General features: G+C 63.2%; 24 protein-coding genes and 2 pseudogenes. 15 read left to right on the top strand and 11 right to left on the bottom strand.

The window, feature by feature from the left end; all coding sequences use genetic code 11:
- Nucleotides 1-50: 50 nt before the first annotated feature.
- The 4 genes from PFZ56_RS25490 to PFZ56_RS25475 are packed head-to-tail and all read left to right on the top strand — an operon-like array spanning nt 51 to nt 2,663.
- Complete coding sequence (locus PFZ56_RS25490; protein WP_102864628.1) at nt 51-371, top strand: PepSY domain-containing protein; 321 nt, start codon at nt 51-53, stop codon at nt 369-371.
- Complete coding sequence (locus PFZ56_RS25485) at nt 371-685, top strand: PepSY domain-containing protein (RefSeq protein WP_170003359.1); 315 nt, start codon at nt 371-373, stop codon at nt 683-685. The genes PFZ56_RS25490 and PFZ56_RS25485 overlap by 1 nt, the downstream gene beginning before the upstream one ends.
- Complete coding sequence (locus PFZ56_RS25480) at nt 685-1,353, top strand: response regulator transcription factor (RefSeq protein ID WP_102864630.1); 669 nt, start codon at nt 685-687, stop codon at nt 1,351-1,353. The genes PFZ56_RS25485 and PFZ56_RS25480 overlap by 1 nt, the downstream gene beginning before the upstream one ends.
- Nucleotides 1,350-2,663, top strand: a complete 1,314-nt coding sequence (locus tag PFZ56_RS25475) for a sensor histidine kinase (RefSeq protein ID WP_110596166.1) — start codon at nt 1,350-1,352, stop codon at nt 2,661-2,663. Before PFZ56_RS25480 ends, PFZ56_RS25475 begins: the two co-directional genes overlap by 4 nt.
- Nucleotides 2,664-2,981: 318 nt before the next feature.
- Here PFZ56_RS25475 and PFZ56_RS25470 read toward each other — a convergent pair whose 3' ends face one another.
- Together PFZ56_RS25470 and PFZ56_RS25465 are read right to left on the bottom strand one after the other, a co-directional pair.
- Nucleotides 2,982-3,686 (bottom strand): methyl-accepting chemotaxis protein, encoded by a 705-nt coding sequence (locus PFZ56_RS25470; protein WP_394304662.1) that lies wholly within the window; start codon nt 3,684-3,686, stop codon nt 2,982-2,984.
- A gap of 201 nt (nt 3,687-3,887) precedes the next feature.
- Nucleotides 3,888-3,944 (bottom strand): annotated as a pseudogene (locus PFZ56_RS25465) (hypothetical protein); the annotation flags it as partial.
- A 1,529-nt stretch (nt 3,945-5,473) separates the two neighbouring features.
- On the opposite strand from PFZ56_RS25465, the gene PFZ56_RS25460 reads away from it, so the two are divergent.
- The 3 genes and pseudogenes from PFZ56_RS25460 (at nt 5,474) to PFZ56_RS25450 (ending at nt 8,662) form a co-directional block, all read left to right on the top strand.
- The gene (locus PFZ56_RS25460) at nt 5,474-6,790 is read left to right on the top strand and encodes a Na+/H+ antiporter family protein (RefSeq protein ID WP_170003402.1); all 1,317 of its coding nucleotides are present in this window, start codon (nt 5,474-5,476) and stop codon (nt 6,788-6,790) included.
- Nucleotides 6,791-6,982: 192 nt separating this feature from the next.
- Nucleotides 6,983-7,756, top strand: a pseudogene (locus PFZ56_RS25455) (cache domain-containing protein); the annotation flags it as partial.
- A gap of 84 nt (nt 7,757-7,840) precedes the next feature.
- On the top strand, nt 7,841-8,662 hold the full coding sequence (locus PFZ56_RS25450; RefSeq protein ID WP_372342511.1) for a methyl-accepting chemotaxis protein: 822 nt from the start codon (nt 7,841-7,843) through the stop codon (nt 8,660-8,662).
- 48 nt (nt 8,663-8,710) lie between these two features.
- Here the strand turns inward: PFZ56_RS25450 and yegQ are convergent, their stop codons facing one another.
- On the bottom strand, nt 8,711-10,036 hold the full coding sequence (gene yegQ / locus PFZ56_RS25445; RefSeq protein WP_102881845.1) for a tRNA 5-hydroxyuridine modification protein YegQ: 1,326 nt from the start codon (nt 10,034-10,036) through the stop codon (nt 8,711-8,713).
- 158 nt (nt 10,037-10,194) lie between these two features.
- On the opposite strand from yegQ, the gene PFZ56_RS25440 reads away from it, so the two are divergent.
- The gene (locus PFZ56_RS25440; RefSeq protein WP_102881844.1) at nt 10,195-11,256 is read left to right on the top strand and encodes an AI-2E family transporter; all 1,062 of its coding nucleotides are present in this window, start codon (nt 10,195-10,197) and stop codon (nt 11,254-11,256) included.
- Here PFZ56_RS25440 and PFZ56_RS25435 read toward each other — a convergent pair.
- The 3 genes from PFZ56_RS25435 to PFZ56_RS25425 form a co-directional block, all read right to left on the bottom strand.
- A complete protein-coding gene (locus PFZ56_RS25435; RefSeq protein ID WP_110652864.1) occupies nt 11,253-11,435 on the bottom strand; it encodes a hypothetical protein in 183 nt (60 codons plus the stop codon). The two genes, PFZ56_RS25440 and PFZ56_RS25435, sit on opposite strands and share 4 nt — an antisense overlap.
- A gap of 108 nt (nt 11,436-11,543) precedes the next feature.
- Nucleotides 11,544-11,738 (bottom strand): hypothetical protein, encoded by a 195-nt coding sequence (locus tag PFZ56_RS25430; RefSeq protein WP_102864963.1) that lies wholly within the window; start codon nt 11,736-11,738, stop codon nt 11,544-11,546.
- 247 nt (nt 11,739-11,985) lie between these two features.
- Entirely contained in the window at nt 11,986-12,345 is a 360-nt protein-coding gene (locus PFZ56_RS25425) for a hypothetical protein (protein WP_102864638.1), read from the bottom strand.
- A 255-nt stretch (nt 12,346-12,600) separates the two neighbouring features.
- Here PFZ56_RS25425 and PFZ56_RS25420 point away from each other — a divergent pair, with 255 nt between their 5' ends.
- Complete coding sequence (locus PFZ56_RS25420; protein ID WP_170003361.1) at nt 12,601-13,419, top strand: shikimate 5-dehydrogenase; 819 nt, start codon at nt 12,601-12,603, stop codon at nt 13,417-13,419.
- Nucleotides 13,420-13,458: 39 nt separating this feature from the next.
- On the opposite strand, the gene PFZ56_RS25415 is transcribed toward PFZ56_RS25420, so the two are convergent.
- Both PFZ56_RS25415 and PFZ56_RS25410 read right to left on the bottom strand, forming a co-directional pair.
- Nucleotides 13,459-14,109 (bottom strand): YceH family protein, encoded by a 651-nt coding sequence (locus PFZ56_RS25415; protein WP_110596161.1) that lies wholly within the window; start codon nt 14,107-14,109, stop codon nt 13,459-13,461.
- Between the two features lie 222 nt (nt 14,110-14,331).
- The gene (locus PFZ56_RS25410; RefSeq protein ID WP_170003365.1) at nt 14,332-16,851 is read right to left on the bottom strand and encodes an alpha/beta hydrolase fold domain-containing protein; all 2,520 of its coding nucleotides are present in this window, start codon (nt 16,849-16,851) and stop codon (nt 14,332-14,334) included.
- Nucleotides 16,852-17,028: 177 nt separating this feature from the next.
- On the opposite strand from PFZ56_RS25410, the gene PFZ56_RS25405 reads away from it, so the two are divergent.
- Both PFZ56_RS25405 and PFZ56_RS25400 read left to right on the top strand, forming a co-directional pair.
- On the top strand, nt 17,029-18,057 hold the full coding sequence (locus PFZ56_RS25405; RefSeq protein WP_170003367.1) for an AraC family transcriptional regulator: 1,029 nt from the start codon (nt 17,029-17,031) through the stop codon (nt 18,055-18,057).
- Nucleotides 18,058-18,128: 71 nt separating this feature from the next.
- Entirely contained in the window at nt 18,129-18,638 is a 510-nt protein-coding gene (locus PFZ56_RS25400) for a DUF1993 family protein (RefSeq protein ID WP_102864642.1), read from the top strand.
- 91 nt (nt 18,639-18,729) lie between these two features.
- Here PFZ56_RS25400 and sstT read toward each other — a convergent pair whose 3' ends face one another.
- The gene (gene sstT / locus PFZ56_RS25395) at nt 18,730-19,962 is read right to left on the bottom strand and encodes a serine/threonine transporter SstT (protein ID WP_102881839.1); all 1,233 of its coding nucleotides are present in this window, start codon (nt 19,960-19,962) and stop codon (nt 18,730-18,732) included.
- A gap of 350 nt (nt 19,963-20,312) precedes the next feature.
- Here sstT and PFZ56_RS25390 point away from each other — a divergent pair, with 350 nt between their 5' ends.
- The gene (locus PFZ56_RS25390; protein WP_170003369.1) at nt 20,313-21,470 is read left to right on the top strand and encodes an MFS transporter; all 1,158 of its coding nucleotides are present in this window, start codon (nt 20,313-20,315) and stop codon (nt 21,468-21,470) included.
- Here the strand turns inward: PFZ56_RS25390 and nhaR are convergent, their stop codons facing one another.
- A complete protein-coding gene (gene nhaR, locus PFZ56_RS25385; RefSeq protein WP_102881837.1) occupies nt 21,471-22,376 on the bottom strand; it encodes a transcriptional activator NhaR in 906 nt (301 codons plus the stop codon).
- A gap of 134 nt (nt 22,377-22,510) precedes the next feature.
- Here nhaR and PFZ56_RS25380 point away from each other — a divergent pair, with 134 nt between their 5' ends.
- Together PFZ56_RS25380 and PFZ56_RS25375 are read left to right on the top strand one after the other, a co-directional pair.
- A complete protein-coding gene (locus PFZ56_RS25380; RefSeq protein WP_102864646.1) occupies nt 22,511-22,759 on the top strand; it encodes a hypothetical protein in 249 nt (82 codons plus the stop codon).
- A 30-nt stretch (nt 22,760-22,789) separates the two neighbouring features.
- Complete coding sequence (locus PFZ56_RS25375) at nt 22,790-23,545, top strand: TerC family protein (RefSeq protein WP_102864647.1); 756 nt, start codon at nt 22,790-22,792, stop codon at nt 23,543-23,545.
- A gap of 79 nt (nt 23,546-23,624) precedes the next feature.
- On the opposite strand, the gene PFZ56_RS25370 is transcribed toward PFZ56_RS25375, so the two are convergent.
- Entirely contained in the window at nt 23,625-23,795 is a 171-nt protein-coding gene (locus PFZ56_RS25370; RefSeq protein ID WP_162884075.1) for a hypothetical protein, read from the bottom strand.
- A gap of 224 nt (nt 23,796-24,019) precedes the next feature.
- Between PFZ56_RS25370 and PFZ56_RS25365 the strand changes: the two genes are divergently transcribed.
- The gene (locus tag PFZ56_RS25365; RefSeq protein ID WP_170003405.1) at nt 24,020-24,694 is read left to right on the top strand and encodes a PA2778 family cysteine peptidase; all 675 of its coding nucleotides are present in this window, start codon (nt 24,020-24,022) and stop codon (nt 24,692-24,694) included.
- The last annotated feature ends 41 nt before the right edge of the window (nt 24,695-24,735 follow it).

Below are 24,735 nucleotides of genomic sequence, written 5' to 3'. Positions count from 1 at the left end.
GGGTATCGTCGGCGCCATCGGCCTTTGGCCACTGACCTTGGAGACCTGTCATGAAAACCCTGACCGCGCTGTTCAGCGCCAGCCTCATCGCTCTGACCACCAGCCTGGCCGCCAGCCTGGCCCATGCCCGCGACCTGGGCCCCGACGAAGCCCTGCGGCTGCGCGACGCTGGTACCATTGTGTCCTTTGAAAAACTCAATGCCACGGCCCTGTCCCGGCATCCTGGGGCGAGCATCAGTGAAACCGAGCTGGAAGAGGAGTACGGCAAGTACATCTACCAGGTTGAACTGCGCGACCCGCAAGGGCTGGAGTGGGACCTGGAGCTGGACGCCGTGACCGGCCAGGTACTCAAGGATCATCAGGACACTTAATGAACTCGACGATACGCGCCGGCAGCCGGGTGGCCCTGGCGCTGTTGCTATTCTGCTCCCTGGCCGTGGCCCGTGACCTGGACCAGGACGAGGCCCTGCGCCTGCGCCAGCGGGGGGTGATCCTGCCCCTGGAGCAACTCCTGCAGCAAGCCATGGACCGCTATCCCGGCGCCAAGTTGCTGGAAGCCGAACTGGAAGAAAAACATGATGTGTACATTTATGAGGTTGAGCTGTTGACCCTGGACGGCGTGGTCCGCGAGCTGGACCTGGATGCCGCCACTGGGCGCCTGTTGAAAGATGAGGAAGACGACTGATGCGCCTGCTTGTGGTGGAAGATCACGTATCCCTGGCCGATGAACTGCTGGAGGGCCTGAAACTCCAGGGCTACGCGGTGGACTGGCTGGCCGACGGCCGCGATGCCCTGTACCAGGGTGCCAGTGAACCCTATGACCTGATCATTCTCGACCTCGGCCTGCCCGGGGTTCCGGGGCTTGAGGTGCTGCGTCAATGGCGCGCCGGTGGCCTGGCGACCCCGGTGCTGATCCTCACCGCCCGCGGCTCCTGGGCCGAGCGCATTGAGGGCCTGAAGGCCGGCGCCGACGATTACCTGAGCAAGCCTTTTCACCCCGAGGAGTTGCACCTGCGGGTGCAGGCGCTGTTGCGTCGCTCCCACGGCCAGGCCAATCAGCAGACCTTGCAGGCCGCCGGGCTGCACCTGGATGAAGGTCGCCAATGCGTGGTCCGTGATGGCCAGGACGTGTTGCTGACCGCCGCGGAATTTCGCCTGTTGCGCTATTTCATGCTGCACCCGCAGCAGATCCTGTCCAAAAGCCATCTGGCCGAGCACCTGTACGACGGTGAAACCGAACGCGACTCCAATGTCCTTGAAGTCCACGTCAATCACCTGCGGCGCAAGTTGGGGCGCAGCGTGATCGAAACCCGCCGCGGCCAGGGCTACCTGTTCGGCGGGAGTGATTCGTGAGGTCGATCCAGCGGCGCCTGAGTCTGGGCCTGATCACGGTGATGCTGGTGGTCGGTCTGGTGTTGGCGCAGACCAGCCTCTGGCTGTTTGAGGTGGGCCTGCAGCGTTACCTGGAGGCGGGACTTCAGGAAGACAGTGAAAGCCTGCTGCTGGCGCTGGTCCGTGGTCCTCAAGGTTTGCAACTGGACGAGCGTCGCCTGTCGCCTGCCTATCAACGGCCCTTTTCCGGGCATTACTTCCGTATCGATTTCGCTGATGTGCATTGGCGTTCCCGTTCCCTGTGGGATCAGGAGCTGCCGCAGCTGCAGCGCGCCGGCCTGCAAAGCGACCTGCAACTGGGGCCGGAAGGCCAGCAACTGCTGGTGCTGCGCAGCGACTACAAGCGCCTCGGGCAATCGATCTCCATCAGCGTGGCCCAGGATTACACCCCGGTGCGCGAGAGCTTCCAGCGCATGCGTCAGGTCGGTCTTGGCCTGGGGCTGGCCGGGTTGCTGCTGATTCTGCTGCTGCAGCGGATTACCGTGCGCCGGGCCTTGCGTCCCCTGGAGACCGCACGGGAGCAGATCGCCCAGTTGCAGCAGGGCCAGCGCTCGCAGTTGGACGCCCAGGTGCCGGTTGAACTGGAGCCGCTGGTGGCGCAGATCAACCATTTGCTGGCCCACACCGAAGACAGCCTGAACCGCTCGCGCAACGCCCTGGGCAACCTTGGCCACGCCTTGAAAACCCCACTGGCGGTACTCCTGAGTCTGGCTTCGGGGCCCAAGCTGGAGGGCCACCCCGAGGTGCGCAGGGTGCTGCTGGAGCAATTGCAGCAAGTGCAGCAACGCCTCAATCGCGAACTCAACCGCGCGCGGCTGGCGGGGGATGCACTGCCCGGGGTGCTGTTCGAATGCGATGCCGAACTGCCGGGTTTGCTGGCGACCTTGAACATGATCCATGGCGAGCACCTGGACTTGAGTTACCAGGCGCCACCGGGGCTGCGCCTGCCCTGGGACCGGGAAGACCTGCTGGAGCTGCTGGGCAATCTGCTGGACAACGCCTGCAAATGGGCCGATGCCCAGGTGCGCCTGAGCGTCGAGGAGCGGCCGCAGGGCTTTTGCCTGCGGGTGGAGGACGACGGCCCGGGCATTCCCGAAGCGCGGCGTAACGAGGTGTTCAGCCGCGGCGCACGGCTGGATGAACAAACCGATGGCCACGGGCTGGGCCTGGGCATCGTGCGCGACATAGTCGACGCCTGCGGCGGCACGCTGAGCCTGGGGGACAGCGAGTGGGGCGGCTTGCGGGTGGAGGTCGAGCTGCCCAAGCGCTGAACTCGCCGGGCGCGAGGTTCGGCGCCCGTGGCGGCTGTCGATCAACCGTCGAACCTTGGCGCCCTCTGTAGCCGCTGCCGAGCAACAGCGAGGCTGCGACAAGGCCCGAAGGGCCTTCGGCGTCCTCAAGGGCGGTGCCCTCTTGGGGGCCATCGCAGCCTGCGGCAGCGGCTACACCAACCCGGTTCGACCCCGATCTGTAGACCTGTAGCCGCTGCCGAGCAACAGCGAGGCTGCGACAAGGCCCGAAGGGCCTTCGGCGTCCTCAAGGGCGACGCCCTCTTGGGGGCCATCGCAGCCTGCGGCAGCGGCTACAGGTCAGACGCGGAACTGGTCCATCAGGCTCTGTTGCTGATTGGCCAGGCTGTTGAGGGACTGGCTGACCCGCGCCGATTCATTGGCTTGTTCCGACAGCGATTCGGTGACGTCTCGGATGGTCGCCACGTTGCTGTTGATCTCCTCGGCCACTGCGCTCTGCTGCTCGGCGGCGCTGGCGATCTGCAGGTTCATGTCGCTGATCACCGTCACCGCGTCGCCGATCTGGCGCAGGGCGGTCACGGCTTGACCCACTTGTTCGACGCTGCCCTGGGCCTGGCGGTGGCTGCTGTTCATGGAGCCCACCACGTCCCGGGTGCCGGTTTGCAGTTGCTCGATCACTTGGCGGGTTTCCTCCACCGATTCCTGGGTGCGTTGGGCCAGGTTGCGCACCTCGTCGGCGACCACCGCAAAACCGCGCCCGGCCTCTCCGGCGCGGGCCGCTTCGATGGCAGCGTTGAGGGCCAGCAGGTTGGTCTGCTCGGCAATCGAACGAATCACTTCCAGTACCGTGCCGATCTGTTCGCTGTTGGCGGCCAGACCTTCGACCTGGGTCATGGCGGCGCTCATGTCGGCGGCCAGTTGGTCGATGCTGCGGGTGGTGCGGTCGATCACGGTCAGGCCCTGTTGCGTGGCCTGGTCGGCATCCCGCGCCGCCTGGGCCGCCTGGGCCGCACTGCGGGCCACGTCCTGGGCGGTGGCGCTCATCTCGTGGGAAGCAGTGGCCACTTGGTCCACCTGACGATACTGCTGTTCCATGCCGGCGCTGGTCTGGGTAGCGATGGCCGATGACTGGTCGGCGGTGCCGCGGGCGTCCTGCACCGAGCGTTTCACTTCGGCAATGATCGGCTGCAGCTTGTCGAGGAAACGGTTGAACCAGCCGGCCAGTTGCCCCAGCTCGTCCTTGTTGTTGTACGCCAGGCGCCGGGTCAGGTCGCCTTCACCGCTGGCAATGTCTTCGAGCATGTGGGCCACGCCGAGAATCGGCCGGGTCACGCTGCGCGCCATCAGCCACACCAGCAGCAGGCCCACTACAGCCGCCAGCAGGCCCAGGCCCAGCTCCATCAGGGTGCCGCTGTTGTTGCTGGCGTCCAGTTCGCTTTTCAAGGCTTCGGCCGGACCCACCAGGACCTTTTCCGGCACATCCAGCAGCACGCCCCAAGGCTTGCCGCCAGGGATCGGAGTGAAGGGGGCGAGGACCTTGAGTTTCTGCTGGCTGTGCAGGCTGTGGGTCTGGGTGCTATCGGCCAGTTGGCGGATCAGTTCGGCGCCGTTGACGCTGTCGACACTGTCCAGGCGCTGGCTGAGCTTGCTGGCATCCGGGCTATAGCCGGCCAGTAGGCCTGCGGGGCTGAGGATACTGACGCTGGTCTGGCCGGCGTAGAGCTTCTGGCTGGCATCTCGGCTGATGGCCTGCAGGCTGTTGAGGTTGATGTCCACCGACAGCGAGGCGATGACTTTGCCGTTGACCAGCAGCGGGAAGACGATGCTGGTCATCAGCACCTTCTGGCCGTCGATGTCATAGAAGTAGGGCTCGATCACGCAGGGCTTGAGGGTGCTGCGCGGGCAGGTGAACCAGGCATTGGCCGGTTGGCCGCTGGGTCCGCTGCGGGTGTCGCTCATGTCGCTTTCCGGCAACGCCATGGAGGTCAGCTGGCCCGGGGTGGGCTGGGACCAGTACAGGGCGAAGCGGCCTTTTTCGTTGCTGCCCAATTCGCTCTGGCCGCTGAACAACTCGTCCTTGCCATCCAGGGCGTTGGCTTCGAACACCAGGGACAGGCCCAGCAGGTCGGGGTTGGCCTGCAGCGCCGACTTGACCTGGCGGGTCAGGTCTTCACGCAGGTCGAAGGCGTCGAGGAAACGTTTCTCGGCCTGTTCCCGCAGGAACAGCACCTGGCGGGAAAAGCCGTGGCCGTATTGATAGGCGTCCATGAACTGTTGGCGAATGCCCAGTGCCTGGACTTCACCCTGGGCTTCGATCCGCGCCTGGGCTGCTTCGTTGAGCATCTCCATGCTCGACGCTTTCACCAGCTCGGAGCTGTGCTCCATGCGATACAGCGAAAGCCCCACCAACAGCGACACGATGCCCAACAGGCAGAGTCCGGCCAGCAGGGTGATCTTCCATTGGATGGAAAGTTGTCTGAGCGACATGGAGGCGTCCTTTATTCGATAAATATCTGAGACTTTGCACTGTAACGGCCGACGAACGGCGTTCTTTAAACGCTTGTTCGAAATAAGCCGTGAGGCTCTGGGGCTGCTGTGCAGCCCGTCGGGAACGAGCGCCCTCGCCACGGGTACGGGGGGCTTGGGTGCTTCGCGAGCAAGCTTGCTCCTGCGGGCGGCGGGGTGCGGGTTTTGACAAGCTGGTTGCGCTGCTGCAAAGTGCGCGCCCTCTAATAAGAACCTCTTTCATCTCGATGTCGGCAGCCCGCTGCCTTCCGGTCGGTCACAGGCTTTTGCGCCTTTTTTAGCGGCGCAGTAATGAGGTAACGATGATTAACGCAGTAATTGCCGCGGTTGGCGTGATGCTGGTGCTCAGCCTGTCCCGCGTGCATGTAGTGATCGCCCTGATCATTGGTGCCCTGGTGGGTGGTTTGACGGGTGGCCTGGGGATCGAGGCTACCCTCAAGGCGTTCAACAGTGGTCTGGGTGGCGGTGCCACCGTGGCCCTGTCCTACGCCTTGCTTGGCGCCTTCGCCGTGGCCATCGCCAAGTCCGGCCTGGCCCATGCCCTGGCGGACAAGATCCTGATATTGGTGGATCGCCAGGACGCCCACGGCGGCGGCCAGGTCAAATGGCTGCTGATCGGCCTGTTGTGGGTGGTGGCGATTGCTTCGCAGAACATTCTGCCGATCCACATTGCCTTCATCCCACTGCTGGTGCCGCCGCTGCTCTATGTACTGACCAAGTTGCAACTGGACCGGCGGCTGATCGCCTGCGTCATCACCTTCGGCCTGATCACCCCCTACATGTTCCTGCCGGTGGGCTTCGGCAACATCTTCCTCAATGAGATCCTCCTGGCCAACGTGGCCCGCAGCGGGGTGGATATCAGCCAGGTCAACGTCACCCACGCCATGGGCATTCCCGCCCTGGGCATGCTCTGCGGCTTGCTGCTGGCCTTTGTCAGCTACCGCAAGAAGCGCGTGTATAACCTGGATCGGATCGAGAAAGTCGAGCAGGTGGCGGTGCAGTACAACCCGCGGACCCTGCTGGTGGCGGGGGCGGCTATCGTCGCTGCGTTCGTGATCCAGTTGCTGCTGGACTCGATGATTATCGGGGCTTTGTGCGGCTTCCTGATTTTCTCGGTGTCGGGCATCGTGCGCTGGCGCGAGACTGACGACCTGTTCACCGAAGGCATGAAGATGATGGCCATGATCGGCTTCATCATGATCGCCGCCTCCGGGTTCGCCGAAGTGATGAAGGCCACCGGCGAGGTCAATTCCCTGGTGCAAGCCTCGGCGGCGTGGATCGGCCACAGCAAGGGCGTGGGCGCCTTGCTGATGTTGCTGGTGGGGCTGTTGGTGACCATGGGCATCGGTTCGTCGTTTTCCACGGTGCCGATTCTGGCCGCGATCTTCGTGCCCTTGTGCGTGCAGCTGGGTTTCAGCCCGTTGGCGATTGTCTGCATCGTGGGCACCGCCGGGGCGCTGGGGGACGCGGGCTCGCCGGCCTCGGATTCGACCCTGGGCCCGACCTCGGGGCTGAACATCGACGGTCAGCACCATCACATCTGGGACACCGTGGTCCCGACCTTCCTGCATTACAACCTGCCGCTGCTGGCCTTTGGCTGGGTCGCGGCCATGGTCCTCTGATTATCTCGCTCTCCTAGAAGCCGGGGGTTGTTGTAGGAGATGGCTTGCCAGCGAAGGCGTCGACAAGGTCGGTGCAAGGCTCAAGGGCCTCTTCGCCGGCAAGCCGGCTCCTACGGGTTCAGGCTCAACTTTTGTTTTGGCGTGCCGTTAACGCGGTTATCACGCCAATAAAAAACCAAGAGTGAGCCCACTATGCGCTTGAGCCTGAAGGCCAAAGTCCTGTCCCTGGCGGTACTCCCGGTACTGCTGTTCGCGCTGGTGATCAGCCTGAGCACGGTGTTTATGTTGCGCCAGCAGGCCCAGAAAGAGGTTGAGGAAACCCGTAGTCGTCTGCTGGGCGAGGCCAAGACCACGCTGCAGAGCTATGTCGAAGTCGCCCTGAACACGATCAAGCCCCTGTATGACGCGGCGGCGCCCGGGGATCAGGCGGCCCGGGCCGAGGTGGTCAAGCTGCTGTCCAACATCACTTACGGCAAGGACGGCTACTTCTTCGGCTACGACTCCGAAACCGTGCGTCTGTTCAAGGGCAACAGCCCGGACGGCGTGGGCAAGAGCTTCAAGGACAATCGCGACCCCAACGGCGTTTACGTCAACCGCGAGCTGGTGCGCGTGGGCAAGGACGGCAGCCATTACGTGCAATACAGCTCGACCCAGCCGGGCAGCGACGTGCTGGTGCCCAAGCTGGGTTACACCGAGTACCTGCCCAAGTGGGACATGGTGCTGGGCACCTCGGTCAATCTCGACGGCATCGACGCCCAGGTGGCGGCGGTCCAGGACAGCGTCAACCAACGCATGGAAGGCATGGTCCTGAGCATCCTCGGGATCGCCGCGGTGGTGCTGCTGGTGATTGCGGCCCTGGGCCTGCTGGTGGCCAACACCATGCTGCGGCCGCTGAACCTGATGAAAGCCAACCTGGATGACATCGCCGCCGGCGAAGGCGACCTGACCCGGCGTCTGGCGATCACCAGCCAGGATGAACTGGGAGAACTGGCCGGTTCGTTCAACCGTTTTGTCGACAAGATCCACGGTCTGGTGCGCCAGATCACCGAGATGACCGGGCAGCTCACCGAGCTGGTGACCCAGGTTTCGGATCAGGCCCAGCGTTCGGAACAGGCCATGGAGCGTCAGCGTCACGAGACCGATCAGGTGGCCACGGCGATCAATGAAATGTCTTCGGCTGCCCAGGAAGTGGCGCGCAGTGCCCAGGGGGCGGCGGTGGCGGCGCAACAGACCGATGAGGAAGGCCAGGCGGCCAAGCGCGTGGTGGATGGCAGCATCCAGCAGATCCATGCCCTGGTCAGCGATATTCGCAACAGCGGCACCTCCCTGGACAGCTTGCAGCAGGACGTGGCGTCGATCGTCAGCGTGTTGGATGTGATCCGCTCCATCGCCGAGCAGACCAACCTGCTGGCCTTGAACGCCGCGATCGAAGCGGCCCGGGCCGGGGAGGCCGGGCGCGGTTTTGCCGTGGTCGCCGACGAAGTGCGGGCCCTGGCCAGCCGTACCCAGCAAAGCACCCAGGAAATCCAGGGCATGATCGATCGCCTGCAGCAGGGCACCCGGGTGGCGGTGGACGCCATGCGCCGCTCCAGCGACGCCGGCGATGGCACCTCGGTGAAAGCCAACGAAGCCGGGGCTTCGCTGGACACCATGGCCCAGCTGATTGGCACCATCAATTCGATGAACGCGCAGATTGCCAGTGCCGCCGAAGAGCAGACCGCAGTGGCCGAGGAGATCAACCGCAGCGTGCATCAGATCGCTGTGGCGGTGGATAGCGTGGCCGATGAAACCCAGCGTGGCGCCCAGACGTCACGCAGTCTGGCGGACCTGGGGCAGCGCCTGGGTCGGTTGGTGGGGCAGTTCCGGATCTGATGTTGTGCTCAGCCAGCCGCCTGGGGCGGCTGGCAAGAGCGCTGCGCTTCAGGCGCTGATGTCGCGCATCAACAGGCCAAAGCGCAGGTCCACCTGATCGGGGATCGGCAGGTACACGGTATGGCCATCCCCCGGGGCGACTTCGATGGTTTCGCCCTTGGCGTTCTGCAGTTCGTGCAGATCGAAATGGAAGTTGCCCTTGGGGGTCATCAGTTCCATGTGATCGCCCAGGGCGAAACGGTTCTTCACCTTCACTTCTGCCAGACGGTCACGGCGTTCGCCGGTGAGTTCGCCGACGAACTGCTGGCGTTCCGACACCGAGCTGCCGTTCTGGTAGTTCTGGTACTCGTCATGTACATGGCGCCGCAGGAAGCCTTCGGTGTAGCCGCGCTGGGCCAGGGACTCCAGATCGTTCATCAGGCTGCGGTCGAACTCGCGCCCGGCCGCCGCGTCGTCGATGGCCCGGCGGTACACCTGGGTGGTGCGCGCGCAGTAGAAGTGGGATTTGGTCCGGCCCTCGATCTTCAGCGAGTGCACGCCCATGCGGGTCAGGCGCTCCACGTGCTGCACTGCCCGCAGGTCCTTGGCATTCATGATGTAGGTGCCGTGCTCGTCCTCGAAGGCCGGCATCAGCTCGTCCGGGCGATTGGCTTCCTGGAGCAGGAACACCTGGTCGGTGGGTGCCCCCAGGCCCAGGGTCGGCTCCGGCTGGAAGGTCTGGACGATGTCCCCGAGGTTGTTCTCGGTGGCTGCTTCGGCCTTGTATTTCCAGCGGCAGGCATTGGTGCAGGTGCCCTGGTTGGCGTCGCGCTTGTTCATGTAGCCCGAGAGCAGGCAGCGTCCGGAATAGGCCATGCACAGGGCGCCGTGGACGAAGACTTCCAGCTCCATGGCCGGCACTTTCTGGCGGATTTCCTCGATTTCTTCCAGGGACAGTTCCCGGGACAGGATGATCCGGGTCAGCCCTTGCAGTTGCCAGAATTCGACGCTGGCCCAGTTCACCGTGTTGGCCTGCACCGAGAGGTGGATCGGCATGGCCGGGAAGTGCCGGCGCACCAGCATGATCAGCCCCGGGTCGGACATGATCAGCGCATCCGGGGCCATCTCGATGACAGGCTCCAGGTCCTTGAGAAAGGTCTTGAGCTTGGCGTTGTGCGGGGCGATGTTGACCACCACGTAGAAACGCTTGCCCTGGGCCTGGGCCTCGCGGATACCGAGGGCCAGGTTGGCGTGGTCGAATTCGTTGTTGCGCACCCGCAGGCTGTAGCGCGGTTGGCCGGCGTACACCGCATCGGCGCCGTAGGCGAAGGCGTAGCGCATGTTTTTCAGGGTGCCGGCGGGGGCCAGGAGTTCGGGCTTGGCAAGGAGCGTCATGGTGCTGTCGGTCGCAAAAGGTCGCGAGGGTAAGCTAGTGCTGGCGGGCATTCATTGATCTGGATCTATGTCTGATGCAGAAAAAAACGCACTCGGCATCACGGCTGCGGACTAACCTCAGGACGCCGTGATGGGGCGTTGACTGATCTGGATCGGACATGAATCAAAACAACCTGCAAAACAAAAGCCTGCTGCTGTTACTGGTCCTGGTGACGGTGGCGTTCATCTGGATTTTGCTGCCGTTCTACGGAGCACTGTTCTGGGCGGTGATCCTGGGCATCGTCTTTGCTCCCTTGCAGCGCCGCCTGCAATTGAAGTTCGGCTGGCCGCGCAATCTCACGGCCTTATGCACCCTGCTGATCTGCCTGGTGATCGCCATCTTGCCGGTGATCATCACCAGTGTGTTGCTGGTCCAGGAAGGGGCCGAGCTGTACAAGAAGATCGAAAGCGGTCAGTTGGACATCGCCGGCTACCTGGCCCAGTTCAAGCACAGCCTGCCACCCTACTTCCAGCACTTGCTGGATCGCTTGGGCCTTGGCGAGCTCAAGGGCTTGCAGGAGAAAACGGTCAAGAGCGCGATGCAGGGCAGTCAGTATCTGGCGACCCAGGCGTTCAGCTTCGGTCAGGGCACCTTCGAGTTCGTGGTGAGCTTCTTCATCATGCTCTACCTGCTGTTCTTCTTTTTGCGTGATGGCGCCGAACTGGCGCGCAAGATCCGCACCGCCGTGCCCCTGGCCGAGTACCAGAAACGCCGGCTGCAACTGAAGTTCAATCGGGTGGTAAGGGCTACGGTCAAGGGCAATGTGCTGGTGGCGGTGACCCAGGGCGCCCTGGGGGGAATGATCTTCTGGTTCCTGGATATTCCCAGTGCCCTGTTGTGGGCGGTGCTGATGGCGTTTCTGTCGTTGCTGCCGGCGGTGGGGGCGGGGATTGTCTGGGGGCCGGTGGCGGCGTACTTCCTGATCAGCGGAGCGATCTGGCAAGGGGTAGTGCTGGGGGTGTTCGGGGTGTTCGTGATCGGCCTGGTGGACAACCTGCTGCGGCCCATCCTGGTGGGCAAGGACACCAAGATGCCGGACTACCTGATCCTGATCTCGACCCTGGGCGGGCTGGCGATCTTCGGCCTCAACGGCTTTGTCATCGGGCCCTTGATCGCCGCGCTGTTCATGTCCAGTTGGGCGCTGTTCGTCGAAACCCGGCCTCGGGTGCAGTTGCCTTAGCAGTGGACCCTGTGCAGATCGAGTTGCCTGGACAGGGCCTGGGCGGCGGGCAGGGAGGTCAGCGGGCCGCTGACGGCTTCGCCGTCGCGTACCAGGTACCAGCAGGCCAGCAAGCCCAGTTCCCTGAGCGAGGCGGGGACGGCACTGCCGATAACGGACATGATCTGAACCTTGGGCATGACAACCTCCTCGATGGGCGAGGAGTTACCTTACAAAGCCTCAAGTGCTACGAAAAATCACCCAGTCTGATAGTGGACATTGATGCCGGTGCTAGCGGTTGCGGTGGTTCAGTCCACCACCTGATCGAGCATGTGCAGCACTTCCTGCTCATTGAGCAGGCCCTTGCGCACCAGGTTCTGGGCCAGCAGCGAGAGAAACTTGGCGCAGCGATGGCCTTCCAGATGCTTGAGTTCGGTCAGGGCGTCGTACACCCGGCTGGAGGTGCAGAGGCCTTCGACGCGGTGGGGGTTTTGCGTGGGCATGGGGTCGTCCTTGTTGTTATGGGCCTGTGGCGAGCGGACTGGGTCGATCTTGCAGTCCTTGAATGACACAAACATGACAGTCCCGCGTTGCTCAGGGCCGTCGTGGGATCAGCACACTATTCCCGGATTTGCAGGCAAATACTGTTCCAGTCGCGACATTGTTCGGGATTATTCAGACATCCGGGTGATGGCAGAATGCAACAGGCCCCGCTTCGAGGGCGGGGCCTGTGGCTGTTTCAGTGGACGGTTACCAGCGGCCGGGACGTGGGCCGTAGTAGTAATGAGGGTGGCCGTAGTAGCCCCGTGGCGGGCCGTAGTACACCGGCGCCGGGCGGTAGTAGACCGGTTGTTGGACATAGACCGGTGCCGGCTGGTAGTAGACCGGCGGTGGTGGCGCGGCATACACCGGCTGGGGTTGCACATACACCGGCGCCTGCTGCACGTAGACCGGACGATCCTGGTTGGCGATCACCGAGCCCACAACGGCTGCACCGACAACTGCGCCCAGTGCCGCGGGGCCGGCCCAGCCACCACCGTGGGCCGATGCCTGGCCGGCGACAGCCAGTGCACCTATGAGCAGGGCAATCTTGGGGATTTTGGAAATCATGATTGGTCCTCGGTTCAACCCCTGCGTTTATGGTCTGCACCAGACTCAAGAACTGACGCGGGGATACTGCTAAGACAGCGGTTTCTGGAAAATCTGCACAGCCGCTGAGTAAATATTGTGTAAGGTCTGTACCGGCCTCTTTACCGTCATCCCTGGGCGCTGCAGGGGCCTGCAAACCAGCGCCGATATGATCAGGCACAAGGGGCTTGGCTGACCAAGCCCGTCTATCCGAAAGTGCCCAGCGAGGAGATGAATATGCAAATGAACCCCAACAAAGACACCCTGTTGTGCATGTCGCTGTCCGGGCGTCCGGGGAACTTCGGCCTGCGTTTTCACAATCATCTGTATGAGCAGTTGGGGCTCAATTTCTACTACAAGGCCTTCAGCAGTCAGGATCTGCCTGGTGCGGTGCGGGGGATACGTGCGTTGGGGATTCGCGGCTGCGGCGTGTCCATGCCGTTCAAGGAGGACTGCATCGCCCTGGTGGATGAGCTGGATGCCTCGGCCAGGGCCATCGCTTCGATCAACACCATCGTCAACACCGATGGCCATCTGAAGGCCTACAACACCGATTACATTGCCGTGGCTCAGTTGCTGGCCGAGCACGACGTGCCACGGGAATCGACTTTCGCCCTGCGCGGCAGCGGCGGCATGGCCAAGGCGGTGGCCAGTGCCTTGCGTGATGGCGGTTATGCCCAGGGCGTGATCGTCGCGCGCAATGAAGTCACCGGGCGCGCCCTGGCCAGTGCCTTGGGATATGAGTGGCAGGCGGAGTTGGGCAGCCTGCGGCCGCAGATGCTGATCAACGTGACCCCGATCGGCATGAGCGGTGGCCCGCAAGCGCAGCAGCTGGCGTTCGAGGCCGAGGCGATTGCTGCGGCGGACCGGGTGTTCGATGTGGTGGCCGTGCCGTCGGAGACACCGTTGATCCTGCGGGCCAGGGCCGAAGGCAAGCAGGTCATCACCGGGCTGGAGGTGATTGCGATTCAGGCGCTGGAGCAGTTTGTGCTGTATACCGGCGTGCGCCCGAGCGAGGAGCAGTTCCACAAGGCGGTGGCCTTCGCTCGGGCTTGAGCCGGCAATTTCGTCAGCGGCCCATGGGGACGCGTCAGCTCAGCCTTCGAGCTGGGCCAGACGTTCTTCCAGGGCGGCGATCCGCGCTTCCAGTTCTTCGATGCGTTCCACTGAAACCGCGCCGCCGGCGCTGCGCTCCACCGGGTTGCCCCGGGCGGCGAGGATCGCTTCGATATCCGCCGGGTCACCCAGGGCGTGGGTGTAGCGGTCCTCGCGCTGGCCGGCCTGACGCGGGATGTGCAGGGCCAGGCCCCGGGCGATCAGGCGTTCGAGCTGGTGCAGGACTTGCTCGCTGTCTTCGAAATCGTGCATGCGCCCGCTGCGAGTCAGCAGTTCGTTGACCGTCTGCGGACCGCGCAGAAACATCAGGCCGCACAGGATCAACTGCGCCGGCACCAGTTCCAGGGCCTTGTCCAGGCGCTGTTCCCAGCGGTCGGCGCGGCTGCCCATGACCAACCGAGTGAAGCCCCGGGCCTCAAGGGCGCGCAGGCTCTGGCCGACCTGGCCCTGGGTCAGGTTCATCACCGGTTCGCGGCTGGTTTTCTGATTGCAGGCGATCACCAGGGCATTGAGGGTCAGGGGATAGGTTTCCGGGCTGGTGGCCTGCTTTTCGATCAACGAACCCAGAACGCGGATGTCGGTACTGCTCAGGCGCAGTGCTTCGTTGGGGGTGTCGTGCTCGTTGCTCATAAGTGCTGGTCCCTTGGTCACTGATGGATGAGGTCGTGGAAAACCCGGTGCAGGGCGCGCTAGGGCGGTCTTGAGTTTTCCGTGGCCGAGTCGGCCTTCTTCGAGGGGCTCTGTTTTACCTTCACAAGCCGGTTCTGACCATCAGAACTTGGTGGGGAGGGGGATCGGGTTGCGACTTTCAAGCAGGGCAAGGCCGCCGCGCAGTCGGCGCGGCGGCAGGTTTCAGCTGGATTGCGCAGCTTGTGCCGGTTCGGCTGCGGCCCGCGGCGTGGACGGCGTTGGGGGACTGGCGACGGGTTCCAGGCACCGCTGGGCAAACCGGGCGATGCTGCGCAGGGCGTTCCTGGCAGAGCGCAGATAGAAGGCCTGCAACTGGAAGACATGCCAGCGCCCGTCGTGAATTTCCAGCTGGCAGGGTACGCCGGACGCCCGTGCCCGTTCGGCTAGGCGGAGGGAGTCGGACAGCAGCAGTTCCTGGTCGCCGACCTGGATCAGCATCGGCGGCAGGCCGCGCAGGTCTGCTTCCAGGGGGCGATGTGAAAGCGTCTGCGCAGGGACGGCGTAGGCCGTGAGGGCCTGTTCCAGCCAGTCGCGGCGGATCATCGGGTCGACCGCGGTTCGGGATTGAAGGCGGTCTGCGCCCAGGTCGGGATCGGTAACCGGCGAGAGCAGTATCAGCCCGGCCGCGAACGGCTCGCCGCGTTGCTTCAAGGTCAGCGCCAGTGCCAGCGCCAGGGCGCCCCCGGCAGAGTCACCGGCAATCAGCAGCTGTTGCGCCGGGCAGCCCTGGGCACGGATGGCGTCATAACAGGCCAGGCAGTCGTCCAGCGCGGCCGGGTAGGGATGCTCCGGTGCCAGTCGGTAGTCGGGCGCCCAGACGCGGCAGCCAGTCTCCCTGGCCAGGCGGCTGGTGACGCTGTAGTGGGTGTCCGGGTTGCCCAGGCAGAAGGCGCCGCCGTGCAGGTAGAGGATGACTGCGTTCGAGGTCCGGGCCTTGGGCTCGACGCACTGCACCGCCAACTGACCCAGGCTCGTGCGCTTGCGGGTTACGCCCAGGCCACCGGGCATCAGCCAGGAGAGAGCGTTGACGAGCTTGCGCTGGCTCACCAGCTGCCGCGGCGGGCCGATCAGGGTCCTGAAACTGGCTCTCAGGAAAAGCCGCAAGAAAGCCGCGTTGCACCGTTCCAGCCAATCCCCGGGTGGGGCCACTCGCTGTCCATCGCTGGGCGAAAACGGCGCGTCCAGGGGGCTGGCAAATCGGTAGGCGGACAGTCCGCCATAGCGGGTCAGCCATCTGTAGCTCCAGGTGAAACCGGGCCAGTTGGTGCTGTTGTGCCCCTGTGCGTCGACATACCAGCTCTGGCAGCCGCTCCACACCGAGGTGGCCAGGCGGCGCTGGATGCGCCACTGAAAACGCTGGTAGGGCGACTCGTCCACCTCCAGCGTTTTCGCCGCGCTTTTGAGCAGCGCCCGGCGGGCCTTGATCACGTGGGATATCTGGCTTTCCAGCATGTGGATGATGGAGTTGTGGCCCAGGTTGGTGTTGGGCCCGTAGAGCATGAAGAAGTTGGGGAAGCCGGGCACGCTGAGCCCCAGGTAGGCTGCCGCGCCATGTTGCCAGGCCTGGTTCAGGTCGACCCCGCCGCGGCCGCTGATGCGCATCGGCGAAAGGAATTCGGTGGCGGCGAAGCCGGTGCCATAGATGATGGCGTCCACCGGGTGCTGCTGGCCGTCGAGGGTTGTGATGCCGTGCTCGGTAATGCGCTCGATGCCCTGGGTCAACAGCTCGACATGGGGGCTGGCGAAGGTTTTCAGGTAGTCGTTGGACAGCAGGATGCGTTTGCAGCCGATGGGATAGTTCGGGGTCATGCGCTGGCGCAGTTCGGGGTTGGGCACCGAGGCATTCAGCAGCTTGTGAAAAGGAATACCGACCACCCATTGGGTCAGGCTCTTGAGGCGGGTAAAGCCCAGGGCCCGGGATTCGAAATGCAGGTAGTGGGCGGCGCGCACCAGTTTGGCCCATAGCGGATGGCGGGCGAATCGCTGTTTTTCCTCCGGGCGGTAGGCGCGGTCGGCCTTGGGCATGATGTAGGCCGGGGAGCGCTGGAAGACCTTGAGCGCGGCCACCTGATCGGCGATCTGCGGAACGAACTGGATGGCCGAGGCGCCGGTGCCGATCACCGCTACCCGCTTGTTGGCCAGAGGGTAGTGATGGTCCCAGGCTGCGGAATGGAATACATGCCCCTGGAAACTGTCCAGGCCCGGCAGATTGGGCAGGGCGGGGCGGCTCAGTTGGCCAGTGGCGCTGATCAGCAGGCGGCTGAAGTGCGCCTGGCCATCGCGGCAGATGACCTGCCAGCAACTGCTGGCTTCATCGAACCGGGCGTGGCGCACTTCGCTGCCAAAGTGGATGTGGCGCAGCAGGTCGTAGCGCTGGGCGCAATGCTGCAGGTAACCGTGGATCTCTGCCTGGGGGGCGAACACCCGGGACCAGTTCGGGTTGGGCTCGAAGGAAAACGAGTACAGGTGCGAAGGCACGTCGCAGGCGGCGCCGGGGTAGGTGTTGTCGCGCCAGACGCCACCAACGTCCTGGCCTTTCTCAAGAAGGATGAACTGATCGACCCCGGCCTTGCGCAGGGCGATGGCCATGCCCAGGCCGCCGAAGCCGCTGCCGATGATCAGGGCCTCAAGGGGCGCGGTTGGGCTGGAGGGTGGGGGGCAGGCAGGTGTTGATTGGGGCATGACGACCTCGTTGTTATTGTTGTGCGGCACTGGGTTGATCCTCCCGAGGCCACGTCCTTGTTTCTGTGGTGCAGCCCCGATCAGTGAAGCATGCAGGGAATAAAGTGCAGGCCCCATGCTGTAACGGGACAAGTGCTTTAGTATTTGGGCCAAATCAGCGGTTCATGAGTCCGGCCCATGAGTATCCAGACCTACACCCGAGGACCTTCCAGCGCCTTGCTGCTGGTGAGCTTCGGCCGCGAAAAGGGCTTGCCAGTGGCGAGTTTGCTGGCCGGTTCTGGGTTGTCCCTGGAGCAGTTGCAGGACCCCAACAGCCTGTTGACGGCGGCTCAGGAACTGCAACTGGTGAGCAATCTGCTGGGTTTGCTGGGCAATCCCCGGGGCTTGGGTTACGTCGTGGGCGCGCGCTATCACTTCTCCAGCTACGGCCTGTTTGGCTATGGCCTGATCAGCAGTACGACCGCGGCGGATGCCTTGAACCTGGCCTTGCGCTTTTTACCCCTGACTTATGCCTTTGCCACGATCGGCTATCGATTGGAGCAGGAGCTGGGCGTGCTGACGTTTGCTGAGCCTGCGGTGGCGGACCCGGCGGTACAGGAGTTTCTGCTGCAGCGGGACATGGCCGCTGCGGCGGTATTGATGAAGGAGATTGTGGGCCCGGACTTTCGCCTGACGCGGTTTACCCGGTGCAATGGCCGTCCTGTGGCGCGCAGCACGGGGGAGGTGGAGCAGATCCTGGGCCTGAGTCCCGCCTATCGGGCCGAGCAGCATGGCCTGGCCTTCGACCGGCGCTTCCTGACCCGGGCCTTGCCCCAGGCCAATCCACTGACGGTGTCGATGTGCGAGCAGATGTGTGCACAGTTGCTGGAGCGTCGTTCAGCGCCTCAGGGGGCTACGGCCCTGGTGCGCCAGTATCTTGAGGCCGCCCCCTCCGGCAGCGTACCGGACCTGCCGAGCATGGCGCGGTTGAGTCGGACCAGCGTGCGCACCCTCAAGCGTCGTTTGCAGGAGGAGGGCACGTCGTACCGGCAATTACAGAGCCAGCACCGCAGCGCCCGGGCCTTGGAGCTATTGGGCAACCCGGCCTTGAGCCTGACGCAGATCGCCGAGCGGCTGGGCTTCAGCGACCTGTCGAGTTTTTCCCAGAGCTTCAAGCGCTGGTTTGGCGTCGCGCCCAGCGCCTATCGCCAAGGGCCGCCGGGATAAAGGCCCCGGGGTCGGCCGCTGTGGCTATAATCGCTGCTCGTTGTATTTCCGCCATCCATGTCGAGACTGTCATGACTATTTCCCTGTACGCCGCTTCCGTTCCTGTCTTCAAGCAAATGCTCAACGCCTTGAGCGATGTACTGCACAAGGCCGAAGCTCACGCCACGGCGAAGAATATCGAACCCAATGCCCTGCTCCAGGCGCGCCTGTATCCGGACATGTTCCCGCTGGTGCGTCAGGTGCAGATCGCCGTGGACTTCGCCAAGGGCGTATCGGCTCGCCTGGCCGAGGTCGAGCTGCCCAAGTACGACGACACTGAAGTCACCTTCGCCGACCTGCAGGCGCTGATCGCCAAGGTCCTGGCCTTTATCGAAGGCATCCAGCCTTCGCAGATCGATGGCAAGGAAGGCATCGAGATCGTCACCCGTCCGGGCACTCCGAAAGAGAAGCGCTTCAGTGGCCAGTCCTACCTGCTGACCTACGGCCTGCCGCAGTTCTTCTTCCACGTCACCACCACCTACGCGATCCTGCGTCACAACGGTGTGGAAGTGGGCAAGCGCGACTACATGGGCGCGTTCTAAGGCGTCCTGCTGAAGAGCGGCACGAGCCTTTCAGCGCGCATAAAAAAGCCCGGCCAGGTTGACCCTGGCCGGGCTTTTTAGTGGCCGTGAATCAGGCTGAGGCTTGCGCCTTGTCTTCCTGGGCCATGCACGCGGCGGCGGTGAAGAGCACGTCGGTGGAGGAGTTCAGCGCAGTTTCCGCCGAGTCCTGCAGCACGCCGATGATGAAGCCCACGGCCACCACCTGCATGGCGATTTCGCTGGGGATGCCGAACAGGCTGCAGGCCAGTGGAATCAGCAGCAGCGAGCCACCGGCGACACCGGAAGCGCCGCAAGCGCAGATCGCCGCCACCACACTGAGGAGCACGGCGGTCGGCAGGTCGACGGCGATGCCCAGGGTGTGCACGGCGGCCAGGGTCAGCACGGTGATGGTGATCGCCGCGCCGGCCATGTTGATGGTGGCGCCCAGGGGGATGGACACCGAATAGGTGTCTTCATGCAGGCCCAGGCGCTTGCTCAGCTCCAGGTTGACTGGAATGTTGGCCGCCGAACTGCGGGTGAAGAACGCGGTGATGCCGCTCTCGCGCAGGCAGGTCAGTACCAGTGGGAAGGGGTTGCGGCGGATCTTCCAGAACACGATCAGCGGGTTCATCACCAGGGCCACGAACAGCATGCAGCCGATCAGTACCGCCAGCAGGTGCAGGTAGCCCAGCAGCGCATCGAAGCCTGAAGTGGCCAGGGTCGAGGCCACCAGGCCGAAAATCCCCAGGGGTGCGAAGCGGATCACCACACGCACGATGACGGTGACCCCGTTGGACAGGTCGTCGAGCACCGTGCGGGTGGTCTGGCCGGCGTGGCGTATGGCCACGCCCATGCCGATGGCCCAGGCCAGGATACCGATGAAGTTGGCGTTCATCAGGGCGCTGACCGGGTTGTCCACCACACTCAGCAGCAGGCTTTGCAGCACTTCGCTGATGCCGCCGGGAGCGGTGATGGCGACGTCCTGGGTCGACAGCACCAGGGCGGAAGGGAACAGGCTGCTGGCGATCACGGCTACCACGGCGGCAGCGAAGGTGCCCAGCAGGTAGAGCACCAGGATCGGCCTGATATGGGTTTCCTGGCCGTGCTTGTGGTTGGCGATGGAGGCCATCACCAGCACGAACACCAGGATCGGCGCCACGGCCTTGAGCGCCGAGACGAAGACCTTGCCGATAAAGGTGGTGGACTTCGCGGCCTCTGGAGCCAGCAGGGCCAGGGCGATACCGGCAATCAGGCCGATAACGATCTGCGTGACCAGGCTGAGGCGTTTGAGGGATTGCAGAAAGGAAGGGGGGGAAGCGCTCATAGCGGTATCTCTGTTTATTTTAATGTGCAGTGCATGCCGGGTACCCAGGGCCTAAAGTGGCCCGGGCTGCAGCGGCACCCATGGCTGCGGTGGTCAATTGCAACTGGCGATCGGGCGACTTGAGTGGCAGTGCGCGATCAGGCCTGTTTTTGGCAGGGGGCGGACTTTATCACAGCAGCCAGTGCTTCCCGCGTCGATGTGACGATCTGCCACTTGGCGCAGCAAGAAAAGCGGCGACGTGGCGGTTGCCCTGACCCGTACTCACTCTGTTAACATTCGCCACCCCCTTTTCCTATCCAGTCAGCGGGCCCTTCGGGCTATCGCTGCTGTCGCCGTTTCTGGAGTTCTTGATGTTGTTGCCCATCCTGCTGTTGTCGGCCGCGGGTTTTACCGTGCTGACCACGGAATTCATCATCGTCGGCCTGTTGCCGTCGATTGCCCGGGACTTGCAGGTCAGCGTGTCCCAGGCCGGCTTGCTGGTGACCCTGTTCGCATTCACCGTCGCCGCTTTCGGGCCCTTCCTGACCGCCTACTTCGCGCGTTTTCCGCGCAAGCAGCTGTTTATCAGCGTGCTGTTGATGTTTGGCCTGGCCAATACCCTGGCGGCGCTCGCGCCGAATATCTGGGTGATGTCCCTGGCACGACTGGTGCCGGCCCTGGGGTTGCCGGTGTTCTGGGCCCTGGCCAGCGAAACGGCAGTGGATATCGTCGGCCCGGACTATGCCGGGCGCGCCATTGCCAAGATCGGCTTCGGCATTGTCTGTGCCACGGTGTTCGGGATTCCCGTGGGCACCCTGATCGCCGATGCCTTTGGCTGGCGCAGCGCCTTTGGCCTCCTCGCTGTGGTGGCCTTCGGCAAGGCCTTGCTGCTGTGGGTCTACCTGCCGACAACCACGCCGCATAACCAACAGGCGAGCCTGCGTTCGCAGTTTCGCATCCTGCGCAGCCCGCTGATGCAGGGGCATGTACTGCTGTCGATTCTGGTGTTCAGCGGCATGTTCACTGCCTATACCTACCTGGCGGATATTCTCGAGCGCCTGGCGGGCTTCAACGGCACCGTGGTGGGCTGGTGCCTGATGGGCTTTGGCGCGGTGGGGGTGATCGGCAATTCCCTGGGCGGCCGGGCTGTGGACCGGCATCCGCTGATCGCTTCCATGGTGTTCTGTGGGTTGATGATCGGCGGCATGCTGGCCTTGGTGCCGAGCATTCATTCGACCCTGGGGTTGGCGGCAGCCATGGGTGTCTGGGGCGTGACCCAGGCAGCCCTGTTCCTGGTCAGCCATGTGCGGCTGATCAAGGCGGCGCCGCAAGCGCCGGCGTTCGCTGCGTCGCTGAACATCGCCGGGGCCAACCTGGGGATCGGCCTGGGGGCTATGGTCGGCGGTCGGGTGATCGACACCTTGGGGCTGGGTAGCCTGGGATTTGCAGCGTCCTGCTTCATTGTGCTGTCCATTGCCCTGGCGTTGCTGCTGATGAAGCTCAAGGCGCCGCACGCCTGTCCTTCCTGATCAGTGGTTGATGGAGGTGAACAGTTCCCGTCGGGCCCCTTCGGTAATGGCGACAATGCCGGGGTGCTTGACCTTGCGCTCCACGGAAATGGCGTAGAACGATTCGGTCACGGCATCGGTCTGGCCAATCAGATGCACGCCGTACTGTTGCCGGACCTCATCGGCAATCACGCTGGGGGCGATAAAGATTCCGCTGCCGGACTGGCCGAAGGCCTGCATCAGAGCGCTGTCATCGAATTCGCCGATGATGCGCGGTTGCAATTGCTGTTCGGCGAACCAGCGCAGTAGGCGACTGCGGACCACGGTTTCCTGGCCCGGGATCAGCAGCGGGGCGCCGTGCAGGCCCCGGGGAAAGTCCGCGCCGTGCAATCGCGCCAGTTCCTCGGTGGCGAAGAAACTGACGCCACATTCTCCGAGTTTCTGGCTGTAGCCCTTGATGTCCAGATGCGAGGGCATGGGGCTGTCGGAGATCACCAGGTCCAGGCGCTGGATGGCCAGGTCTGCCAGCAGGCGCTCTAGTTTGTCTTCGCGGCAGGTCAGGCGAATCGGGTCGCTGAGTTCCATGGTGGGCGCGATCAGGCGATAGACGATGGACTTGGGCACCACGTCTGCCACGCCGACGCGGAATTGGATCTGTTGCTCGTCGGGTCTGGCCCGAAGCATGGCTTCCAGTTCACCACCGAGCTGGAACATCTGTTCGGCGTAGGGCAGGGCCTGGCGCCCGGCTTCGCTCAGTTCCAGTTGGCGTCCGACCCGGTGAAACAGTTCGATGCCATAGGTCTGCTCCAGCAGGCTGATCTGGCCGCTGATGGTTTGTGGAGTCAGGTTGAGCTGCTCGCAGGCGCGGACGATGCTGCCGGTCTTGGCTACAACCCAGAAATAATGCAGTTGTCGGTAGTTGAGCATGGCGACTATCAGTTCGTGAAAATCGAAGTATAACTGCTAAAAATACGAATTTTCCTGAAGTATTACTCTCCTTAGAATGCCCCGCTATCGACGGGGCCCCACTTGGCCACGCCCGTTCTATCGAGGAATACGGTATGTCATTCAAAAAACTGGGTGCAGCGTCGCTGCTGGCACTGTCTATGCTGACCCTGGCAGCTTGCGATCAGGCGGAAAAAAGCGCGCAACAGGTGCTGGACAAGGCGGCCGAGACTGCCAAGCAAGCCATCGACGATACTCACAAGGCCGCAGAGCAAGCGTTGAGTGACGCCACGCAAAGTGTGACCGGCAAGGAAAAACCACAGGAAGACGCGGCGAAGAAGCCGGAGTCGTCCCAGGAAATCTGATCTTTCATACAACCGATTCAGGATTGACCCATGGATTACCTCTTACAACTCGCTGCTAGCCCCACTGCTTGGGTCGCCCTGGCCACCCTGGTGGTGATGGAAATCGTGCTCGGCATCGATAACCTGATCTTTATTTCCATCCTCACCAACAAGTTGCCGGAAAAGCATCGGGCCAAGGCGCGGCGCATTGGTATTGGCATGGCGTTGTTCCTGCGTTTGGCGCTGCTCAGCACCATCGCCTTCATCGTCCAGCTCACCGAGCCGGTGATCGACGTCATGGGGCAGAGCTTCTCCTGGAAGGACATGATCCTGATTGCCGGTGGCCTGTTCCTGGTGTGGAAAGCCACCACGGAGATTCACCACAGCATGACTCCGGAGCCTGAGGCGGACAAAACCCAGGCATCGGGCGTGGCGATCGGCTTTGCTGCTGCGATTGGCCAGATCCTGTTGCTGGACATGGTGTTTTCCATCGACAGCATCATTACTGCCGTGGGCATGACCGAGCACTTGCCGATCATGATCATTGCCGTGGTGGCGTCGGTACTGGTGATGCTGCTGGCTGCCGAGCCGTTGGCCAAGTTCATCAATGACAACCCGACCGTGGTGATGCTGGCCCTGGGCTTCCTGATCATGATCGGCATGACCCTGATCGCCGAAGGTTTCGGCGCCCATGTACCCAAAGGGTATGTGTATGCGGCGATGGCGTTCTCGGCTGCCATTGAAAGCCTGAACATACTGGCCCGTCGGGTCCGCCAGAAGCGTCAGGCGGCGCAGGCCGAGGGCTGATTCGCAACCATGACGAACGGCCGTCTGTACTCCTTGGAGTCAGGCGGCCGTGTTGTTTTCGGCAGGGCGGGAATGTTGATCAGTGAGCAGTGGCTGGGCGCCGGGCGGCTTTTCCAGTCTTGATGTCAGGGGTGGACTGCTGGGGCCGATGATGGTGACGGCGGGTGATGCGTAGCACGCCCCAGAGCATTGCGGCGGCTACGGCCAGCCAGCTCAGGATCAGCATCACTATCGTCGTTGTCAGGCTCATAAGTGCCTCCTTGATGCCCTGTCCAGGGCACACACTCTTACCAATGGTTAGTCTAGTAGTCTCTGTGTTTCAGGCTATTGACCAATAGTCGAGAGTCTTCGAACACTTCGCTCTATGGTTTTCAATTAACTGCCGCCTAACGCTATACCCTCGCCCGTGAGCACCCTATGATCAAGGCCCCAGCCGGGACCGGGTCGTCCGGCGTTTGAATATAGAGAGCGATGATGGTGCGGGTATTTCCTCGATTTCGAGCGGCGTTGCTGGTCAGCGCCTGTGTCTTGAGCCTGGTCGGTTGTGCCGGCAGCGTGCAACCCGAGATCCAGCGCCTGCCGGAGCGGGTAGAGCTCAACAGCGTGCCGTTTTTCCGTGGAGAGATGTACCAAAGTGGCCCCGCAGCCTTGGCCGGTATGTTGTCGCAACAGGGCATCGTGATTACTCCGGGGTTGCTGGACAAACCCTTGCACCTGCCTGGCGCCGAGGCGCAATTGCAGCAGAACATGCTAAGCCTGGCGCGTGAGTACGGCATGGTGGTCTATCCCCTGGATGACCATCTAGCGTCCCTGCTGACCCAGGTCGCGGCGGGTTATCCGGTACTGGTGCGCTTTACCGAAGGTTCGACGTTCTGGGCTGAGCCGCGTTATGCGGTGTTGGCCGGCTACAACCGGGACAAGCAAACCGTGTTGCTGCGCGGAGCGAAAAGCCGTCGGCAACTGATGAGCTTTCGTGAGTTCGAGTCGTCCTGGAAGAGCGCCGGGAGCTTTGCGGTATTGATTCAGGCGCCCAACCAGTTGCCAGCCAAGGTCGATCGCCAGCGCTGGTTGAAAGCCGCCAATGACCTGGGGCAGGCCGGTCAGGAACAGGCGGCGGCCAGGGCTGCTAAAGCGCTCGACAGCCACTGAAGCCTGCAGACAACAACGGCGCCATTGGGCGCCGTTGTTGT

The sequence above is a fragment of the Pseudomonas danubii genome (assembly GCF_042980055.1).
Taxonomy (GTDB): Bacteria; Pseudomonadota; Gammaproteobacteria; order Pseudomonadales; family Pseudomonadaceae; genus Aquipseudomonas; species Aquipseudomonas danubii.
This window is presented reverse-complemented; position numbering and strand designations above follow the sequence as displayed.

Coding starts and splice junctions, on each gene's coding strand:
- PFZ56_RS25490 (WP_102864628.1), top strand. CDS start 51: ATGAAAACCCTGACCGCGCTGTTCAGCGCCAGCCTCATCGCTCTGACC.
- PFZ56_RS25485 (WP_170003359.1), top strand. CDS start 371: ATGAACTCGACGATACGCGCCGGCAGCCGGGTGGCCCTGGCGCTGTTG.
- PFZ56_RS25480 (WP_102864630.1), top strand. CDS start 685: ATGCGCCTGCTTGTGGTGGAAGATCACGTATCCCTGGCCGATGAACTG.
- PFZ56_RS25470 (WP_394304662.1), bottom strand. CDS start 3,686: ATGAGCGCCACCGCCCAGGACGTGGCCCGCAGTGCGGCCCAGGCGGCC.
- PFZ56_RS25450 (WP_372342511.1), top strand. CDS start 7,841: ATGACCGGGCAGCTCACCGAGCTGGTGACCCAGGTTTCGGATCAGGCC.
- yegQ (WP_102881845.1), bottom strand. CDS start 10,036: ATGACGCTCCTTGCCAAGCCCGAACTCCTGGCCCCCGCCGGCACCCTG.
- PFZ56_RS25440 (WP_102881844.1), top strand. CDS start 10,195: ATGAATCAAAACAACCTGCAAAACAAAAGCCTGCTGCTGTTACTGGTC.
- PFZ56_RS25435 (WP_110652864.1), bottom strand. CDS start 11,435: ATGCCCAAGGTTCAGATCATGTCCGTTATCGGCAGTGCCGTCCCCGCC.
- PFZ56_RS25430 (WP_102864963.1), bottom strand. CDS start 11,738: ATGCCCACGCAAAACCCCCACCGCGTCGAAGGCCTCTGCACCTCCAGC.
- PFZ56_RS25425 (WP_102864638.1), bottom strand. CDS start 12,345: ATGATTTCCAAAATCCCCAAGATTGCCCTGCTCATAGGTGCACTGGCT.
- PFZ56_RS25420 (WP_170003361.1), top strand. CDS start 12,601: ATGCAAATGAACCCCAACAAAGACACCCTGTTGTGCATGTCGCTGTCC.
- PFZ56_RS25415 (WP_110596161.1), bottom strand. CDS start 14,109: ATGAGCAACGAGCACGACACCCCCAACGAAGCACTGCGCCTGAGCAGT.
- PFZ56_RS25410 (WP_170003365.1), bottom strand. CDS start 16,851: ATGCCCCAATCAACACCTGCCTGCCCCCCACCCTCCAGCCCAACCGCG.
- PFZ56_RS25405 (WP_170003367.1), top strand. CDS start 17,029: ATGAGTATCCAGACCTACACCCGAGGACCTTCCAGCGCCTTGCTGCTG.
- PFZ56_RS25400 (WP_102864642.1), top strand. CDS start 18,129: ATGACTATTTCCCTGTACGCCGCTTCCGTTCCTGTCTTCAAGCAAATG.
- sstT (WP_102881839.1), bottom strand. CDS start 19,962: ATGAGCGCTTCCCCCCCTTCCTTTCTGCAATCCCTCAAACGCCTCAGC.
- PFZ56_RS25390 (WP_170003369.1), top strand. CDS start 20,313: ATGTTGTTGCCCATCCTGCTGTTGTCGGCCGCGGGTTTTACCGTGCTG.
- nhaR (WP_102881837.1), bottom strand. CDS start 22,376: ATGCTCAACTACCGACAACTGCATTATTTCTGGGTTGTAGCCAAGACC.
- PFZ56_RS25380 (WP_102864646.1), top strand. CDS start 22,511: ATGTCATTCAAAAAACTGGGTGCAGCGTCGCTGCTGGCACTGTCTATG.
- PFZ56_RS25375 (WP_102864647.1), top strand. CDS start 22,790: ATGGATTACCTCTTACAACTCGCTGCTAGCCCCACTGCTTGGGTCGCC.
- PFZ56_RS25370 (WP_162884075.1), bottom strand. CDS start 23,795: ATGAGCCTGACAACGACGATAGTGATGCTGATCCTGAGCTGGCTGGCC.
- PFZ56_RS25365 (WP_170003405.1), top strand. CDS start 24,020: ATGGTGCGGGTATTTCCTCGATTTCGAGCGGCGTTGCTGGTCAGCGCC.